The sequence below is a fragment of the Micromonospora eburnea genome, assembly GCF_900090225.1.
GTDB lineage: Bacteria > Actinomycetota > Actinomycetes > Mycobacteriales > Micromonosporaceae > Micromonospora > Micromonospora eburnea.
The window spans coordinates 6,380,643-6,397,921 of the sequence record NZ_FMHY01000002.1 but is presented as its reverse complement, the minus strand read 5'-3'; the positions used below and the strand labels follow the sequence as shown (position 1 = coordinate 6,397,921).

At 71.6% G+C, this 17,279-nt stretch carries 15 protein-coding genes and 2 pseudogenes; 13 read left to right on the top strand and 4 right to left on the bottom strand.

The genetic code is table 11. The annotated features are described in order from the left end of the window. Positions 1-112: 112 nt before the first annotated feature. Positions 113-1,141 carry an ABC transporter substrate-binding protein gene (locus tag GA0070604_RS27775; protein WP_091125071.1) on the top strand — a complete coding sequence of 343 codons (1,029 nt, stop codon included), beginning with the start codon at positions 113-115 and terminating at the stop codon, positions 1,139-1,141. Positions 1,142-1,236: 95 nt separating this feature from the next. Then, entirely contained in the window at positions 1,237-2,070 is an 834-nt protein-coding gene (locus tag GA0070604_RS27770) for an ABC transporter permease (RefSeq protein ID WP_208602180.1), read from the top strand. A 109-nt stretch (positions 2,071-2,179) separates the two neighbouring features. Here GA0070604_RS27770 and GA0070604_RS27765 read toward each other — a convergent pair whose 3' ends face one another. Further along, on the bottom strand, positions 2,180-3,361 hold the full coding sequence (locus GA0070604_RS27765; RefSeq protein WP_091125068.1) for an ABC transporter substrate-binding protein: 1,182 nt from the start codon (positions 3,359-3,361) through the stop codon (positions 2,180-2,182). Between the two features lie 448 nt (positions 3,362-3,809). Between GA0070604_RS27765 and GA0070604_RS27760 the strand changes: the two are divergent. The 4 genes and pseudogenes from GA0070604_RS27760 to GA0070604_RS27745 all read left to right on the top strand — a co-directional run bounded on the left by GA0070604_RS27760 (position 3,810) and on the right by GA0070604_RS27745 (position 8,269). Next, positions 3,810-6,829: pseudogene (locus tag GA0070604_RS27760) on the top strand (sensor histidine kinase). Continuing rightward, positions 6,826-7,233: a roadblock/LC7 domain-containing protein gene (locus GA0070604_RS27755; protein WP_073834895.1), complete on the top strand. Its 408-nt coding sequence runs from the start codon at positions 6,826-6,828 to the stop codon at positions 7,231-7,233. The pseudogene GA0070604_RS27760 and the gene GA0070604_RS27755 overlap by 4 nt, the downstream one beginning before the upstream one ends. 69 nt (positions 7,234-7,302) lie before the next feature. Next, entirely contained in the window at positions 7,303-7,665 is a 363-nt protein-coding gene (locus GA0070604_RS27750; RefSeq protein ID WP_091125064.1) for a DUF742 domain-containing protein, read from the top strand. Then, complete coding sequence (locus GA0070604_RS27745; RefSeq protein WP_091125060.1) at positions 7,646-8,269, top strand: GTP-binding protein; 624 nt, start codon at positions 7,646-7,648, stop codon at positions 8,267-8,269. The genes GA0070604_RS27750 and GA0070604_RS27745 overlap by 20 nt, the downstream gene beginning before the upstream one ends. 12 nt (positions 8,270-8,281) lie before the next feature. On the opposite strand, the pseudogene GA0070604_RS27740 reads toward GA0070604_RS27745, so the two are convergent. Next, positions 8,282-8,791, bottom strand: a pseudogene (locus tag GA0070604_RS27740) (uroporphyrinogen-III synthase); the annotation flags it as partial. Between GA0070604_RS27740 and GA0070604_RS27735 the strand changes: the two are divergent. From GA0070604_RS27735 to glmM, 6 genes are all read left to right on the top strand, one after another. Further along, entirely contained in the window at positions 8,732-9,427 is a 696-nt protein-coding gene (locus GA0070604_RS27735; protein WP_091125056.1) for a class I SAM-dependent methyltransferase, read from the top strand. The pseudogene GA0070604_RS27740 and the gene GA0070604_RS27735 sit on opposite strands and share 60 nt — an antisense overlap. Positions 9,428-9,516: 89 nt before the next feature. Continuing rightward, entirely contained in the window at positions 9,517-9,777 is a 261-nt protein-coding gene (locus GA0070604_RS27730) for a DUF6364 family protein (RefSeq protein WP_091125053.1), read from the top strand. Continuing rightward, positions 9,755-10,060, top strand: a complete 306-nt coding sequence (locus tag GA0070604_RS27725) for a type II toxin-antitoxin system PemK/MazF family toxin (RefSeq protein ID WP_208602179.1) — start codon at positions 9,755-9,757, stop codon at positions 10,058-10,060. Before GA0070604_RS27730 ends, GA0070604_RS27725 begins: the two co-directional genes overlap by 23 nt. A 326-nt stretch (positions 10,061-10,386) precedes the next feature. Then, a complete protein-coding gene (gene rplM / locus GA0070604_RS27720) occupies positions 10,387-10,830 on the top strand; it encodes a 50S ribosomal protein L13 (RefSeq protein ID WP_091125049.1) in 444 nt (147 codons plus the stop codon). Between the two features lie 20 nt (positions 10,831-10,850). Beyond that, entirely contained in the window at positions 10,851-11,315 is a 465-nt protein-coding gene (rpsI, locus tag GA0070604_RS27715; RefSeq protein ID WP_089005246.1) for a 30S ribosomal protein S9, read from the top strand. Between the two features lie 110 nt (positions 11,316-11,425). Then, complete coding sequence (gene glmM / locus GA0070604_RS27710; protein ID WP_091125046.1) at positions 11,426-12,781, top strand: phosphoglucosamine mutase; 1,356 nt, start codon at positions 11,426-11,428, stop codon at positions 12,779-12,781. Between the two features lie 136 nt (positions 12,782-12,917). On the opposite strand, the gene GA0070604_RS27705 is transcribed toward glmM, so the two are convergent. Next, on the bottom strand, positions 12,918-14,102 hold the full coding sequence (locus GA0070604_RS27705) for a pyridoxal phosphate-dependent aminotransferase (protein ID WP_091127461.1): 1,185 nt from the start codon (positions 14,100-14,102) through the stop codon (positions 12,918-12,920). A gap of 65 nt (positions 14,103-14,167) precedes the next feature. After that, a complete protein-coding gene (locus GA0070604_RS27700) occupies positions 14,168-15,073 on the bottom strand; it encodes an MmpS family transport accessory protein (protein WP_091125042.1) in 906 nt (301 codons plus the stop codon). Positions 15,074-15,332: 259 nt separating this feature from the next. On the opposite strand from GA0070604_RS27700, the gene glmS reads away from it, so the two are divergent. Then, entirely contained in the window at positions 15,333-17,246 is a 1,914-nt protein-coding gene (glmS, locus tag GA0070604_RS27695) for a glutamine--fructose-6-phosphate transaminase (isomerizing) (protein WP_091125039.1), read from the top strand. Positions 17,247-17,279: the final 33 nt, after the last annotated feature.

Below are 17,279 nucleotides of genomic sequence, written 5' to 3'. Positions count from 1 at the left end.
GCGCGAAGAGTCCCCTCACGACGGTCCTGTCGGCGTTCCCCCCTGCCGACACCGTCTGACACACGACCCGTCCGGGCGAACACGCCCTGGTCGGAAAGGACATGGTGCACAGATGAGAAGGCTGACCCGTACGGTCGCCGCCGCCGCGCTGGCCGCCGCCCTCGCCCTGGTCTCCGGCTGCAGCAGCGATTCGGACAAGGCCGAGGACGCCAAGGGCACGAGTGGCGCGCTGGAGAAGGTGACCTACCTCACCTCGTTCGGCAACTTCGGCCGTGACTCGTACGCCTGGGTGGCGAAGGAGAAGGGCTTCTTCAAGGAGGCCGGCTTCGACGTCGAGATCAAGCCCGGCCAGGGCACCAACGGGGTCATCGGGGCCATCACCGGGGGCCAGGCCGAGTTCGGCCCGATCGACCTGACCGGTGGCATCCTGCAGATGGGCAACGGCGAGGCCAAGGACTTCGTCGCGGTGGCCGCGATCCAGCAGCGGACCATGGCCGCGATCGTCTCGGTCGAGGGCAAGAACATCGCCACCCCGAAGGACCTGGAGGGCAAGAAGCTCGCCGACACTCCCGGCTCCGTCGTGCGCAACCTCTTCCCGACGTACGCGCGGCTGGCCGGCGTGGACGGCAGCAAGGTGACCTGGGTCAACGGTCAGGCGCAGGACCTCATGGGCATGCTCGGCTCCGGCTCGGTCGACGGCATCGGCCAGTTCGTCGTCGGTCAGCCCACGGTTCAGGCGGTGACCAAGAAGACGCCGGTGATGCTGCCCTACAGCAACGTCATGCAGGACCTCTACGGCAACGCGCTGATCACCTCCGCGAAGATCGCGAAGGAGAAGCCGGAGATGGTGAAGAAGTTCACCACGGCGCTGCTCAAGGGCCTCGAGTACTCTCTGGCCAACCCGCAGGAGGCGGCGGACATCCTGAAGAAGAACGTGCCCGCCACCAACCCGGCCGCCGCCGCCGCCGAGCTTGAGCTGATGGCCGCGTACGTTCGGTCCAGCAACTCCGGCACGGCGATCGGCACGCTGGACAGCGGCCGGGTCGCCAAGAGCATCGCCCTGCTCCAGGGCGCGGGTGCGCTCAAGAACGACCTCACCCCCGAGCAGATCATCGACTTCAACCTCGCGCCGAAGGCCTGACCGGTCGGCTCGACATCGGGGGTGCGTCCCGCCGTTCCGGTGGGTCGCACCCCCTTCGCGTGCCGGTCGTCTGGGCCGGCCGAGAGGAGGACACGTTGACGCAGTTGACCGGGGCCCCGGCGGGGGCGGCGCCGCAGGCCGCGCGCGCGCCGAGCCGGCCCAGGGTACGTCCGGCGGTGATCGGGCTGCCGGCGTTCGGCTTGGTGATCACGGTGGCGGCCTGGTGGCTGGTCACCTCGGGCCTGAACCTGCTCCCCCCGGCGGCGCTGCCGCCGCCGCAGGCGGTGTGGGCCTCGATGACCAGGACGTCCGACGTGCTGCTGCCGGCGCTGCTGCGCACCGCCTGGATGACGCTGGCCGGCTTCCTGCTGTCGGCGGTCGCCGGCGTACTCATCGGGATGGCCCTGGCCGCCTCCCGGCGGGTGGAGCGGATGTTCGCGCCGCTGCTGGTGGCGGTCAACGCGGTACCGAAGATCGCGTTCGGGCCGCTGCTGGTGGTCGCGGTGGGCTGGGGGCAGAAGCCCATCCTGACCATGGTGTTCCTGCTGTGCTTCTTCCCGGTCGTGCTCTCCACCGCGACCGGGCTGACCACCACGCCGGCCGACCTGGCCGAGCTGGCCCGGGCCCTGAACGCGTCGTGGTGGCAGTCGTTCCGCAAGGTACGTCTCCCGGCTGCCCTGCCGCAGATCTTCGTCGGGCTGAAGGTGGCGATGCCGCTCGCCGCGATCGGTGCCGTGATCGGGGAGTTCTACTCGGACCTGCCCGGGCTGGGCTACCAGATCCTCCAGTACAACGGCATCGGCGAGTTCTCGACGGCGTGGGCGGCGATCGTCCTGGTCGCCCTGATGAGCATCCTGCTCTATTCGGCCCTCAGCCTCATCGAACGGCTCGCCCTGCCCTGGGTCAAGGCCACCACCTCGGCCAGGTGACCCGGCGTCGACCATAGACAGTGGCCCCACCGCAACCGGCGCAGGGGATCAAGCCTGACCGCCTGGAGCCGGTTGCGGTGGGGCCACAGCACCACCGCGAGTAGCAATCTCAGCCAGCGAGCCGCCAGCGCCCGCCCCGCGCCACCAGCGGGGTCAGCGCCTGCGGCATCAGGCCGGAGTGGTTGTCCGGGGTCATCCGGATCGGTCCGGAGAGCCCGTCGAGCTGTGACGTCTCCAGGACGTCGCGCAGGGCGTCCCGGTCCACCTTGCCGGGCGCGCTGCCGGCGCGCAGCTCGGCGTCCGCGATGAGCTGGACGGCGTCGGCGGCGAACGACGAGGAGCCGTGGTAGCCGCCGAAGCGGGCGGTGTAGTCCTGGAACCACTGCCGGCGTGCGGCCTTGGCCGGGGTGGTGGCGATGACGTCGTCGATCACCATGGTCTGCGTGAAGATCAGGGTGGCCCGTTCGGTGGAGCGGGCCGAGGCGCCGAGGAACAGGTCACCGGCCGCCGCCGCGTCGAAGTAGAGCGCGCCGTCGAAGTGGCCCTGCCGGGCGCTGGCGGCCGCCAGCGCGGCCTGCTCGGACGAGGCCCACACGATCAGCGCATCGGGCTTCTTCGCGACCAGATCGGCGACCTGGCCGCTGACGTCGGTGTCGGTCGGGCGTACCGCCTCGGCGAGGAGCAGCTTGATGCCGGCCTTGCCGAACTCGCGCCCCAGCGCTGCGCGCCCCTCCCGGCCGTAGCTGTCGTCGCTGTGCAGCACGGCCACCTTGCGGATCTTGTCCCGGCCCAGCTCCACGGTGAGGGCGGCGGCGCTGTCGGCCGCGTTCGGAGCCAGCTTGAACATGTAGCGGCGGTCGGTGAACGGCTCGGTGACGGCGGCGGACGCGGCGAGCGCGATGGTCGGAACCCGCTTCTCGCCGACCGTCCGGGCTGCACCGACCGCGCATTCGTTGCAGCCGCCCATGATGATGGCACTCACGCTCGAGTCGGCGCTGAAATCGTTGATGTTGCGCAAGGACTCGGCGGCGTCGGATCGGTTGTCCTTCACCTTGAGTTTAATCTTCCGGCCGCCCAGTGCGCCGGAGGCGTTCAACTGCTCGACCCTCAGGTCCAGCGCCCGCTGGTATACCTTGCCGACGGGCGCGGAGGCGCCGGAGAGTTCGAGGTCCGCGGCGATCACGATCGGGCTCGTGTCCTCCTGCTCGGCGCCGAACTGGCATCCGGTGAGCGTGGTGGCCAGCACGGCCGATGCGAGCGCCGCGATGCTCGCGGAGCGGATGGGGCTCAACTCAGTCCTCCAGGTGCGGCGCGGGCGTACGCCCGGTCACCGCCGCTTGACCGTCCTCATTGGAGTGACGGGATTAGTATGCCGTACGGTGTGCGCGAAGCCTGCAAAACCTTGCCAATGCCGGGCCCTGCGGTCAAGCGCGGATGTCGGGAGTAGTTTTCGGGACACCCATCCCACATATTGGGGATGCGGATTGTCGATGAATGATCACTGCACAGATACGACCGGCCACGCTGGGGTGACATGCCCAGTTCAGGAGCCTGGGGAAATGAAGGTATTAGTTGACCGGATCGCGGGTTGAACGACCGCCGACCGTTTCCTGCCCCGCTGCGGCTTCCCAAACGGGATCTTCTCTGATGAAATCGCGGCCGTGCCGCGCGTGGCGCCGGCCGCCGTACCAGGCACGGGTCGGCGGGGCGGGCGTGGAAGATACGACGGAGGCGATGTCGTGAGCACCGGACCTACGACCCTGCCCGAGAGCCCCGATGCCGATCAGCGAAAGCGGCGACGGGGGCTGCCTCGGCTTCGTGATGCGCGCATCCGGTCCAAGCTTGCCCTCATCCTGGTCGTTCCGGTCGCGGCTGTCATCGCACTGGCGGCTATCCGACTCGTGTCGATCGGCGAGGGCGCGTACGAGGCGACCCAAATCCGGTCGCTGACCGCGTTGTCGATCGACATCTCGGCGCTGACCCAGGACCTGCACAAGGAGCGGATGGCGGCGGCCACCTACCTGGCCGTGCCGAACCGCGAGCCGGACGACTACAACCTGCGGGTACGGCGTACCGACGAGCGGATCGCGGCGTACCGGAGCGAGCGGGAGCAGCTCGGCGACGTGCCGGGTTCGGTCCGGAGCCGACTCAAGGTGATCGACGACCACCTGTCCACGCTGAACGGCACCCGGCAGGAGGTGCTGGACCGCCAGCAGATGCCGGTGGCCGAGGTGAGTCTGCGTTACGGCATCATCCTCGACGACCTCGTCGCGTACGGCGACACCCTGGCCCAGCAGCCGGGTGCGGAGAGCATCGCCGACGCCCGTCGCGCGGTGGCCGCGTTCGCCCACGCCAAGGCGGAGGTCGCCGAGGAGCAGGCCGTCGTCTTCACCGCCCTCTCCACCGGGCGGATCGACGAGGAGCAGTTCTCCTCGTTCCTGGCCACCCTGACCGCCCAGCAGGAGGCGCTGCTCTCCTTCTCCCGGGCCGCCGATCCGGCTCAGCGGTCCCTGGTGAACAGCACGGTCTCCGGTGACGCGGTGCAGCTCTCCGACCGGGTGGCCAACGACCTGTCCCGCTCGATCGGGAAGGCCCCGCTGGTCACCCGCGACAACGCGGCGGCCGCCATCGGCGCGGTCAACGACCTGATGCGGTGGGCCGAGATCCAGCTCCAGGCGCGGCTGCTCACCGCGGCCGACGAGGTACGCGCCGACGTCATCCAGCAGGCCATCGTGGAGAGCCTGCTCGTCCTACTCACGCTGGCCATCGCCGTGACGCTGGCCGTGGTGCTCGCCCGCTCGCTGAACGAGTCGCTGCGCCGGCTGCGTGAGGGCGCCCTGGCGGTGGCGAACCACGACCTGCCGGACGCGGTGAGCCGGCTGCAGAACGTCAACGCGATCGGCGACGGCGGCGTGGACGAGATCGTCCAGCAGGTCCGGGACCCGATCAAGCTGAACAACCGCGACGAGGTCGGCCAGGTGGCGGCGGCCTTCAACGTGGTCCACCGGGAGGCGGTCCGGGTGGCGGCCGAGCAGGCCGCGCTGCGGACCAGCGTCTCGGCGATGTTCCTCAACCTGGCCCGGCGCTCGCAGAACCTGGTCGACCGCATGATCGGCGAGCTGGACGCGATCGAGCGTGGCGAGGAGGACCCGAAGCGGCTCGCCCAGCTCTTCGAGCTCGACCACCTGGCCACCCGGATGCGCCGCAACGACGAGAACCTGCTGGTCCTGGCCGGTGCCGACTCGGCCGTGCCGCGTCGTGACGACGCGCTCCTGGTCGACGTGCTCCGGGCAGCCCAGTCCGAGGTGGAGCTCTACAACCGGATCGAGTTCGGCACCGTCGACACCGACATCTCGGTCGCCGCGCACGCGGTGAACGACGTGGTCCGCCTGGTCGCCGAACTGCTCGACAACGCCACCCGGTTCTCACCGCCGAACACGACGGTGGTCGCCGACGGCCGACGGATCCGGGACTACGTGCTGATCCAGGTCGAGGACCGCGGTCTCGGCCTGAGCGACGAGCAGCTCGACTCGCTGAACCGGCGCCTGGCCGCCCCGCCCACGGTCGACGTGGCCGCGTTCCGGCTGATGGGTCTCGCCGTGGTGAGCCGGCTCGCCTCCCGTTACGGCATCCGGGTGGAGCTGCGGCGCAACGTCGAGGGGGCACGGTCGCCCAGGTGACGCTGCCGAACTCCGCCGTGGTGCTGCCGGCCAACCGGGGCCAGGCCTCGCTGCCTCGGGCACGTCAGCCGCTCGCCGTCGAGCAGGCCCCGCTGAGCCAGCTCGGCTCGGGCACCGACCCGCTGGCCGGCGCGGAGCGGGGCACCACCGCCACCCTCACCGACCAGTGGCGCTCCGCCACGACCGCCACGCCGCCGCCCGCCCGTTGGCAGGCCGAGGCGCGGGACACCGGCCCGGCCGTACAGCTGGGCGAGGTGACCGGCGCGCTGCCGAGCGCGCCGACGCCGGCCTCGGCCCCGCCCGCGCCGTCGACCCCCGTCTCCGGCACCGGCTGGTCGGCCGGTGGACCCACCGTCTCGTACCCCGCGCTCGACCCGCTGCCGAGGCGGAGTCCGGGCACTGAGGCGGCCGCGCCGGCTGCTCCGGCCGCGCCGGCGACCCCGCCCGCGTACCAGCCGGTCTCGGCGGCGCCGTCGCCCGCGCCCGTGGTCGCCCAGCCGGAGCAGCCGGCCGAGGCGCCGATCTTCCGGGAGATGGAGGCGGTCTGGTTCCGCTCGCACGGCAACGACGAGACGACGATCTTCGCTCGACCGAAGTTCGACGAGGAGCCGCCGCCCGCCGCGGCCCAGCCGGTCGCCTCGGCTTCGCAGCCGGTCGCCCCGGCTTCCCCGCCGCCGCGGCTGCCGACCCGTACCCCGGGTGCGCAGGCGTCGGGGCTGACCACGCCGCCGCCGTACACGCCGCCGGCGGTGCCCCCGGCCGCCCCCGTACCTCCGTCGCCGCCGCCGGCGGCGACCGATCCGGACGCCTGGCGGACGGCGGCCGACGAGGGCTGGTCGCGGGCCAGCCAGGCCGCGGAGCCCACCAACGCCGGCACCACCCGCTCCGGGCTGCCGAAGCGGGTTCCGCAGGCCCAGCTCGTGCCCGGCGGCATCGAGCCCAAGGGCGGCCGGTCCCGGGCCCGGCGCACCCCGGACGAAGTACGCGGCCTGCTGTCGGCCTACCACCGCGGTGTGCAGCGGGGCCGGACGGCCGGCGCGGACCTCAACAGCACCTCGACCAAGGAGACGAACCGATGAACAGGCCAGCGGCCATGCAGGACATGGGTTGGCTGCTCACCAACTTCGCCGACAGCGTGGCGGGCATCGCCCACGTGGTGGCGGTGTCCGCGGACGGGCTGCTGCTCGCTTCCTCCCGGGACCTGCCGGCGGACCGGGCCGACCAGCTCGCCGCGATCACCTCGGGCGTGGTGAGCCTGACCGAGGGCGCCGCACGGATGTTCAGCGCCGGCGGGGTGCTCCAGACGGTCATCGAGATGGACAGCGGATACCTGTTCCTCATGTCCATCAGCGACGGCTCGTCGATGGCGGTGCTGGCCGCCCGTAGCTGCGACGTGGGACAGGTGGGTTACGAGATGGCGCTGCTGGTGGAACGGGTCGGCCAGGCCCTGGTTCCACTGCCCAGGGACGCCGTCCGGTCCTGATGTCGGTGGGAAGTGAAGTGGTGACCCGGAGCCGGCCCGGCTCCGTACGGAAGGGGAGGTGATCGCGAGATGGAACCACGGCGGGATCCGCGTGGGGCGCTGGTGCGACCGTATGCGGTCACCCGTGGCCGCACCGAGCCGTTGCAGAACATCGCGCTCGAGGCGGTGCTGTCGTGCACTTTCACCCAGTCGGCCGAAGCACGGTTCGCCGGGCACGACAAGTACCGCATTGCCACGGTCTGTGAGGGCCGGGCGCAGTCGCTGGCGGAAATCGCCGCGTATACCCGGATGCCGCTGGGTGTCACCCGGGTGCTGGTCGCCGACATGGTGGCCGAGGGCCTGCTGACGCTACACACTGCCGCTCCCGCGACGGGATTCCAGGAGCGGATGAACCTGCTTGGAAGGGTGCTAAGTGGACTTCGCGAACTATGACCCCGCGGGGGCGAGCCGCAGCCGGGAGATCATCTCCGCGAAGATCGTGGTCGCGGGTGGCTTCGGGGTGGGTAAAACCACCCTGGTCGGTGCGATCTCCGAGATCACTCCGCTGACCACCGAGGCGCTGATGACCGCGGCCGGCGTGGGCATCGACGACCCGTCGAAGGTGCCCGGCAAGGAGACCACCACGGTCGCCATGGACTTCGGCCGGATCACCATGGCCCAGGACCTGATCCTCTACCTGTTCGGCACGCCGGGCCAGACCCGCTTCTGGTTCATGTGGGACGAGATCATCAGGGGCGCGGTGGGCGCGGCCGTGCTGGTGGACACCCGCCGGATCACCGACGCGTTCGCCCCGCTCGACTACTTCGAGAACCGCAAGCTGCCGTACGTGGTGGCGCTGAACCGGTTCGACGGCGCCCCGCTGTACGAGGCGGAGGAGGTCCGCGAGTCGTTGGCGATCTCGCCGGACGTGCCGATGGTGTGGTGCGACGCCCGGAACCGCGAGTCGGTCAAGCAGGTGCTGGTGACCGTCGTCGAGCACGCCATGCTCCGTCTCCAGGCCGAGCACGAGCGCGGCTACCCGGCCTCGGTCGGCTGAGCGCTCCGGCGCTCAGGTCCCGCGTGGGCGAGGTCGATCCACACGGAGGTGGTAGCCGCGCCTGACCACGGTCTGCGCCAACCGCGGGGCCCGCAGCCGGGCGACCGCCATCTCGACCGCGTGCTCGTCCGCGCCCCCGGGCAGGGTACGCAGCAGCACGGCGCGGGACAGCACCTTGCCGGGCGACGCGGCAAGCGCCCGCAGCACCGCCATCGGTGCCTGGGCGGGCGGCGGCAGCTCCCCGTCGACCACCGCCGCGTGTCCTTCGCAGCGTCAGCAGGTGCCCACCCGCCTTCACCGTGACCGTGCGGCAGGGCAGTTCGTCGACGATCGTCCGGACCAGCGCGCCGAGCCGCGCCCGGCTCGGCGCGCTCACCGGCACCCGTGCCGGATCAGCGGCTCGGCGTGACCGCGCCGGTGGTTTAGGATTTGAGACAGAAATCCTGAATACCGGGAGGCGCGATGAGCGTGGCGGACGCGTTCGACGCGGTGGCGGGGAGCTACGACGAGGCTCGGCGCCGCCTGGTGCCCTGCTTCGACGCGTTCTACGGCTCGGCGATCGAGGTGGCAGCGCCGCCGCTGCGGGCGGCGCTGGCGTCGGGGCGTACCCCTGAGGTGCTGGACCTGGGGGCGGGCACCGGCCTGCTCTCCCTGCTGCTGGCCGCGGCCGTCCCGGGGGTCCGGCTGACCCTGGTCGACGCCGCGCCGGGCATGCTCGCCGTGGCCACCGGCCACCTGGCCGCCCGGGGTGTCCCGCACCGCACGGTCCTCGCCGACCTGGCCGACCCGCTGCCCGCCGGCCGGTACGACGCGGTGGTCTCCGCCCTGGCCATCCACCACCTGCCCGACGCGGGCAAGCGCACCCTCTACCGGCGGGCGGCCGAGGCGCTGGCGCCCGACGGGGTGTTCGTCAACGCCGAGCAGGTGGCCGGGCCGACCCCGGCACTGGACCGGCGCTACGACGAGGTCTGGACGGCCCGGATCACCGAGCTGGGTTCGGATGCCGAGGAGATCGCGGCCGCCCGGGAGCGGATGCGGCACGACCGGCCGGCGACGGTCGCCGACCAGTGCCGCTGGCTCACCGAGGCCGGTCTGGTCGACGTCGACTGCTTCTTCAAGGAGTGGCGCTTCGCCGTCTTCGGCGGCCGTCGTGGCTGAGGGCGGGCGGCCGGGCCCCGGCTGTCCGGTTCGCCGAACGGCGCGATGGGGGATGACTGGTGGTCATACCAGTGGGTAGTCTGTCCGGCATGACCGCCAAGGTGACGTTGTCGTTCTCCGACGAGACGATCGAAGAGGCGCGCCGGTTCGCGAAGCGGGAGGGGCTGTCCCTCTCCGCCTGGATGGACCAGGCCGCGCGGGAGAAGGCGCTGCGCGAGGTCTTCACCGCGCACGCCGCCGCCGTCAGCCGTGCCGGCCTCGACCTGGAGGCCGCCGCCCTGGCCGACGCCCAGGAGGCCGCGATGGTCGACGACGCCCTCTTCGGCGGTGGGCGACCGCGTGCTGCGTAGGGGAGAGATCTGGCGCATCGCCGGCGCTCGGGAACGCCTGGGGCTCGTCATCAGCTCCGACGTCTACAACTCCACAGACGTGCCGATCGTGATCGTGGCCGAGGTGGTCGAGGAATCACTGTTGCGGGACTCGCCCCTCGCCGTGTCGATGGGCGAGTACGTGGTGATGCCCGACCGGCTCTCCTCGCCGATGAAGAAGTGGTTCACCGAGTGCGTGGACGTCGCCGACACCGAGACCATGCAGCGGGTGGGCCGGGCGCTGCGCATCCTCCAGGAGCTCTGAGCGGCTCACCCACCGGTTCCGCGGGGCCGTGCCGTGCTCCGTTTCCGCCTCGACGCGCGGCGGGCACCGCGCCGGCCGCCCGCGCGTCGAGGCCGCGTAAGCTGTCCGCGCGTGTGACCTCTGCCATGCCGAAATCGCTGGCCATGCGGGATGGCACCCCGTTTTGACCTGCCACCGGGCGGCCGGGTATCGTTGCCTGCTGTTGTACGACATTCAGAGGCGTGCCGCATCAGGTACGCTTGGTCGTTCGTGCGCGCTGGTTCGACTGGGAAGCCCTGGTCACCTCGGCGCGCGACCCCAGACCGACGACGAGACAAGGTAGACCTGTGCGTACGTACAGCCCGAAGCCGGGTGAGATCGAGCGTCAGTGGCACGTCATCGACGCCTCTGATGTCGTGCTGGGCCGCCTGGCGACCCACGCCGCCACGCTGCTGCGTGGCAAGCACAAGCCGACTTTCGCGCCGCACGTCGACACGGGCGACTTTGTCGTCATCGTGAACGCGGGCAAGGTCGCGCTGACCGGCAACAAGCGCCAGCAGAAGATCGCCTACCGCCACTCCGGCTACCCGGGTGGTCTGAAGCAGGTCGGCTACGACGAGCTGCTCACCAAGCGCCCCGAGCGGGCCGTGGAGCTGGCCGTGAAGGGGATGCTCCCGCACAACAAGCTCGGCCGTCAGCTGATCAAGAAGCTGAAGGTCTACGCTGGCGCCGAGCACCCGCACGGCGCGCAGCAGCCGGTGCCGTTCGAGATCAAGCAGATCGCGCAGTGAGCGCGGGCGAAGGAAGCAGCATGACCGACATCACCGTCACCGAGGTTGCCCCCGAGGCCACCGAGGCGCCGGCGCCCGTCGCCCGCGCGCCTCGTGGCGACCGCCCGATCCAGACCGTGGGTCGGCGCAAGGAGGCCATCGTCCGGGTCCGCATCGTCCCCGGCAGCGGCAAGATCACCTGCAACGGCCGCGACCTCGAGGCCTACTTCCCGAGCAAGGTGCACCAGCAGCTCATCAAGGACCCGCTGGTGACCGCCGAGAAGGCCGAGGCGTTCGACGTGATCGCCAACCTCCGTGGCGGCGGCACCACCGGCCAGGCCGGCGCGCTGCGCCTCGCCATCGCCCGGGCGCTGATCGTGAGCGAGCCGGACGACCGCCCGGCCCTGAAGAAGGCCGGCTTCCTGACCCGTGACGCCCGGGTCAAGGAGAGCAAGAAGTACGGTCTCAAGAAGGCCCGTAAGGCTCCCCAGTACTCGAAGCGCTGATCATCAGCACCTTGTACTTCTGACGGCCGGGTCTGCCTCTCTATCCAGGGAGGCGGGCCCGGCCGTTTCGCTTTCTCTCTCAACGGCACTTCCATCGGAGGTTGGCGGGTATGGGCCGGTTGTTCGGCACGGACGGCGTACGCGGGCGCGCGAACGCGGATCTCACCCCGGAGTTGGCGCTCGCGGTGGCGGTCGCCGCCGCCCACACGCTGGCCGAGACGGACAAGAGCCATCCGCCGCTCGCCGTGGTCGGTCGGGACACCCGGGCCAGTGGCGAGATGCTGGAGGCCGCCGTGGTGGCCGGGCTCACCAGCGCCGGCGCCAACGTGGTTCGGGTCGGCGTGTTGCCCACGCCCGCGGTGGCGTTCCTCACCGCCGAGGCCAAGGCCGACCTGGGCGTCATGCTCTCCGCCTCGCACAACCCGATGCCGGACAACGGGATCAAGCTCTTCGCCGCCGGCGGGCACAAGCTGCCCGACGAGATCGAGCTGCGGATCGAGGCGGCCGTCGAGGCGAACGCCACCACCGCCTGGGATCGCCCGGTCGGCGCCGGCGTGGGCCGGGTGCACGACCTGCTCGACGGTGCCGACCACTACGTCCAGCACCTGGTCGGCACCGTGCCGAACCGGCTGGACGGGATCAAGGTGGTGGTTGACTGCGCCAACGGCGCCGCCGCCGAGGTCGCCCCGGCGGCCTACCAGGAGGCTGGCGCCGAGGTGATCGCGATCTGCGCCGAGCCGGACGGGCTCAACATCAACGACGACTGCGGCTCCAACCACCTCGACGCGCTGCGGGCCGCCGTGGTGGAGCACGGCGCGCACTTGGGCATCGCGCACGACGGGGACGCCGATCGCTGCGTCGCGGTGACCGCCGACGGCGTCGAGGTCGACGGCGACCAGGTGATGGCGATCCTCGCCCTGGCGATGCGCGAGGCCGGCGGGCTGACCGAGGACACCCTGGTCGCCACCGTGATGAGCAACCTCGGCCTGCGTCTGGCCATGTCCGCGCAGGGTATCCGGCTGGTCGAGACCAAGGTCGGCGACCGGTACGTGCTGGAGGAACTGCGTGCGTCCGGCCTCGCCCTCGGCGGCGAGCAGAGCGGACACATCGTGATGCCGGCGTACGCCACCACCGGTGACGGGGTGCTCACCGGACTGCACCTGATGGCCCGGATGGCCGCCACCGGCAAGTCGCTCGCCGAGTTGGCCTCCGTCGTGACCAAGCTGCCCCAGGTGCTGATCAACGTGCCGGTGGGCGACCGGACCGTGGGCTCCGCCGCGCCGGCCGTCCGCGCCGAGGTGGAGCGGGCCGAGGCCGAGCTGGGCGAGACGGGCCGGGTGCTGCTCCGCCCCTCCGGCACCGAGCCGTTGGTCCGGGTCATGGTCGAGGCGGCCACCGAGGCCACCGCCCGTTCCGTCGCGGAGCGGATCGCCGAGCAGGTACGCACCGCCAGCCCCGCCGGCTGACGTTCACGCACCTCGCACGCCCCGGCGCGGGCCCGCAGACCCGCGCCGAGGCATGCTCACTCCCGGAAAACAGTGGTGTCACGGCGAACGAGGACACCACTTCCCAGATCGAGCACGATCTCGGGCGGGGTGTCGGTCAGCGTTCCCCCTCCAGGCGGCGTAGGCGGGTCACCGCCTCGGCCAGCACCTCGGGCCGCTTGCAGAACGCGAACCGGACCAGCTGCTGCCCCGCCTCCGGGTGGTCGTAGAAGACCTGGGTCGGCACCGCCACCACGCCGCAGCGTTCCGGCAGCGACCGGCAGAACTCCACCCCGTCCCGGCCACCGAGCGGGGTGACGTCGGCGGTGACGAAGTACGTGCCCTCCGGAGTGAGCACGTCGAACCCGGCGTCGGCGAGCCCGGCGACGAGCTGGTCCCGTCGGCGCTGCATGCCGGCGGCGAACTCGGCGAAGTACGCGTCCGGCAGCCCGAGCGCCACCGCGACCGCCGGTTGCAGCGGCCCGGCGTTGACGAAGGTGAGGAACTGCTTCACCCGCAGCACCGCGGAGACCAGCGCCGCCGGCCCGCTCACCCAGCCGACCTTCCAGCCGGTGCAGGAGAAGGTCTTGCCGGCCGAGGAGATCCGCAACGTCCGCTCCCGCATGCCGGGGAGCGTCGCCAGCGGCACGTGCGCGGCGGCGGCGTCGGTGAAGACCAGGTGCTCGTACACCTCGTCGGTGACCGCGTACGCGCCGTGCTCCTGGCACAGCTCGGCGACCAGGGCCAGCTCGTCGGGGGTGAAGACCTTTCCGGTCGGGTTGTGCGGGGAGTTCAGCAGCACCAGCCGGGTACGCGGCCCGAACGCGGCGCGTAGCTCGGCCGGGTCCACGGCGTACCGGCCGTCGGCGGCGGGCCGCAGGGTGACCGGTCGACGGACCGCACCGGCCAGCGCGATCGAGGCGGCGTACGAGTCGTAGTACGGCTCGAAGCAGACCACCTCGTCGCCCGGCTCGCACAGGGCGAGGATGCTGGCCGCGATCGCCTCGGTGGCGCCCGCCGTCACCACGATCTCGCCGTCCGGGTCGTATTCGAGGCCCCAGAACCGGCGCTGGTGGGCCGCGACGGCCGCGCGCAGCACCGGAAGGCCCGGCCCCGGCGGGTACTGGTTGTGCCCGGAGCGCAGCGCGTCGGCGGCCGCCGCGAGCATCTCCGGCGGGCCGTCGGTGTCCGGGAAGCCCTGCCCGAGGTTGACCGCGCCGGTGCGTACGGCGAGCGCGGACATCTCGGCGAAGACGGTGGTGCCGAACGGCCGCATCCGGGCCACCAACGCATCGGTCGTCATCGTCACGCGGCCAGCCTACGGCCCACCGCCGGCACCGCAAGACCGTCGTGCCCCAGCCGTCGGCGTCACCAGCCGAAGCAGGTCGCTCCGTACTCGCCCGAGTCCTCGGAGACGACCTTCCCGTTGATGGTGATTTTGCAGCTCACCTCGCCCGACTGGGAGGGCGACGCGAGAATCTGCACCCGCTCGCGGTCGTTGGAGGTGAACGCCATCCGCCATGGCGTCTGCACATCCTCGACCTGGAAGAAGTCCCCGTTGGCGTCGTAGAACTGGACGTACGCCGAGTCGCTGCCGGTCACCTCGTAGCTGACCGTCAGGCTGCCGACCCCGCCCGACGGCGTGGTGGCCGGGCTGCGGTGCGGCGGGAACGAGGTGACCCCGTCGTCGTCGGTTACGCCGTAGCCGGGCTCGTAGGACTCGCTGGAACCGACCTCCTCGTCGTAGACGCTGCCCAACGCGCCCAGGCCGATGCAACCGCAGACGGCGAGCACCAGAACGGCGACCAGGGCGCTCACCACGATCGCCACGGTCCGGCCGCTGTTCGTCCGGGGCGGCGGCGTCTGTCCGGGGTACGCGTACGGCGGCGGGTAGCCGGCCGGAGGCCAGGCCGGCGCGGGGTAGCCGGGCCAGGGGTGCTGGGGCGGCGGGGTGACGCCGCCCGGCACCGGCGACGGCCCGCCGAACGGATCCGCCGGTCCGGTCGGGGCCGGGTACCCGGCCGGGCCGGGCGTGCCGGGCGCGCCGGTGCCGCCGGGCAGGCCGGTGGCGGCCGGGTGCCCGGGCGGGCCGGGTAGGCCGGTGGCGGCCGGCTCGTCGGCGGGTACCCAGGGCGCCGGCGAGGCCCAGGGCGCCGGGGCGGCCAGCGGGTCCGGCGGCGCCCAGGGCGTGGACGTCGGGACGGCCGGTGGCGCGGTGGGATCGGTCGGGCTCCCGCCGGGCAGCGGATCGGGGGACGGCGTTGCCTCGGACATCAGGTCAGCTCGCAGGGGACGGGCGCGGACACGTCCGCGAGAGGGATGGGCACGTCCGGATCGGGCAGCCGATCGGAGCAGGGACTTCAATGTATGTGACGGTGGCTCGTCCCCATACCCCGCGCTCCGCTCCACCGATGCCTGCCCTGGGTGGTTTATCCGATCCGCGACCTGCGTCCACCCGTTCGCTCAAATTCAGTGATCGTTTACCCGGCTTCCGAGCACCCATGGTGAGCGAAACTGGGTTAGGCTGCGGACCATGTGTGGAATCGTGGGTTATGCCGGCGCGCGCCCGGCGCTCGGCATCGTGCTCGACGGACTGCGGCGGCTGGAGTACCGGGGCTACGACTCGGCCGGCGTGGCCGTCGTCTGCGACGACGAGCTGCTGATCGAGAAGAAGGCCGGCAAGCTGGCCAACCTGGAGAAGGTCCTCGCCGAGCGGGCCGCCAGCGACCCGGAGTCCTGCGCCGCCAGCCCGATCGGCATCGGCGACGGCACCACCGGTATCGGTCACACCCGGTGGGCCACCCACGGCGGGCCGACCGACCGCAACGCCCACCCGCACCTGTCTCCCGACGGCCGGGTCGCGGTGATCCACAACGGCATCATCGAGAACTTCGCCAAGCTCCGCGCCGAGCTGGAGGACGACGGCGTCGAGTTCGCCAGCGACACCGACACCGAGTGCGCAGCGCACCTGCTCGCCCGTGCGCTGACCGGCCTGCGCGCGGCCGGCGAGGCCGACAGCCCGCAGCTGCTCGCCTCCGCCATGCGGCTGGTCTGCCAGCAGCTGGAGGGCGCCTTCACGCTGCTCGCCGTCGACGCCGGGATTCCCGGCGCGGTGGTCGGCGCCCGGCGCAACTCGCCCCTGGTGGTCGGCCGCGGCGACGGCGAGAACTACCTGGCCAGCGACGTGGCCGCGTTCATCGAGCACACCCGTGACGCGGTCGAGCTGGGCCAGGACCAGATCGTCCTGATCACCCCGGACAGCATCGAGATCACCGACTTCGCCGGGCAGCCCGCCACCGGCAAGGACTTCCACATCGACTGGGACTCCTCGGCCGCGGAGAAGGGCGGCTACGACTGGTTCATGCTCAAGGAGATCGAGGAGCAGCCGCAGGCGATCGCCGACACGCTGCTCGGCCGGCTCACCGAGACCGGTGAGATCGCCCTCGACGAGGTCCGCCTCAGCGAGCAGGACCTGCGCGACGTCGACAAGATCTTCATCGTCGCCTGCGGCACCGCGTACCACTCCGGACTGGTCGCCAAGTACGCCATCGAGCACTGGACCCGGATCCCCTGTGAGGTGGAGCTGGCCAGCGAGTTCCGCTACCGCGACCCGGTGCTGGACCGCTCCACGCTGATCGTGGTGATCTCGCAGTCCGGCGAGACCATGGACACCCTGATGGCCCTGCGCCACGCGAAGGAGCAGAAGGCCCGGGTGCTGGCCATCTGCAACACCAACGGGTCCACCATCCCGCGTGAGTCCGACGCCGTCCTCTACACCCACGGTGGCCCGGAGATCGCGGTCGCCTCCACCAAGGCGTTCCTCACCCAGCTCGTCGCCTGCTACCTGATCGGCCTGCACCTGGCCCAGGTGCGCGGCATCAAGTTCGCCGACGAGGTGGGCGCGGTCGTCGCCCAGCTCCAGGAGATGCCGGGCAAGCTGCGCGAGCTGCTCGACCGGATCGAGCCGGTCCGCGAACTCGCCCGCGAGCTGAAGTCCGAGCCGACCGTGCTCTTCATCGGCCGGCACGTGGGCTACCCGGTGGCGCTGGAGGGCGCGCTGAAGCTCAAGGAACTGGCGTACATGCACGCCGAGGGCTTCGCCGCCGGCGAGCTGAAGCACGGCCCGATCGCGCTGATCGACAAGGGCACGCCGGTGATCTGCATCGTGCCGTCGCCGATCGGCCGGGGCATGCTGCACGACAAGGTCGTCTCCAACATCCAGGAGGTGCGGGCCCGGGGCGCGCGCACCATCGTGATCGCGGAGGAGGGCGACGAGGCCGTCGTCCGCTACGCCGACCACCTGATCTACGTGCCGCGTACGCCCACGCTGTTGGCGCCGCTGGTGACCACCGTGCCGCTCCAGGTGCTGGCCGCCGAGATCGCCGCCGGCCGCGGGCACGACGTCGACCAGCCGCGCAACCTGGCCAAGTCGGTCACCGTCGAGTAGTCCGCCCCGACCAGGCCCCTCCGCCCGACGGCG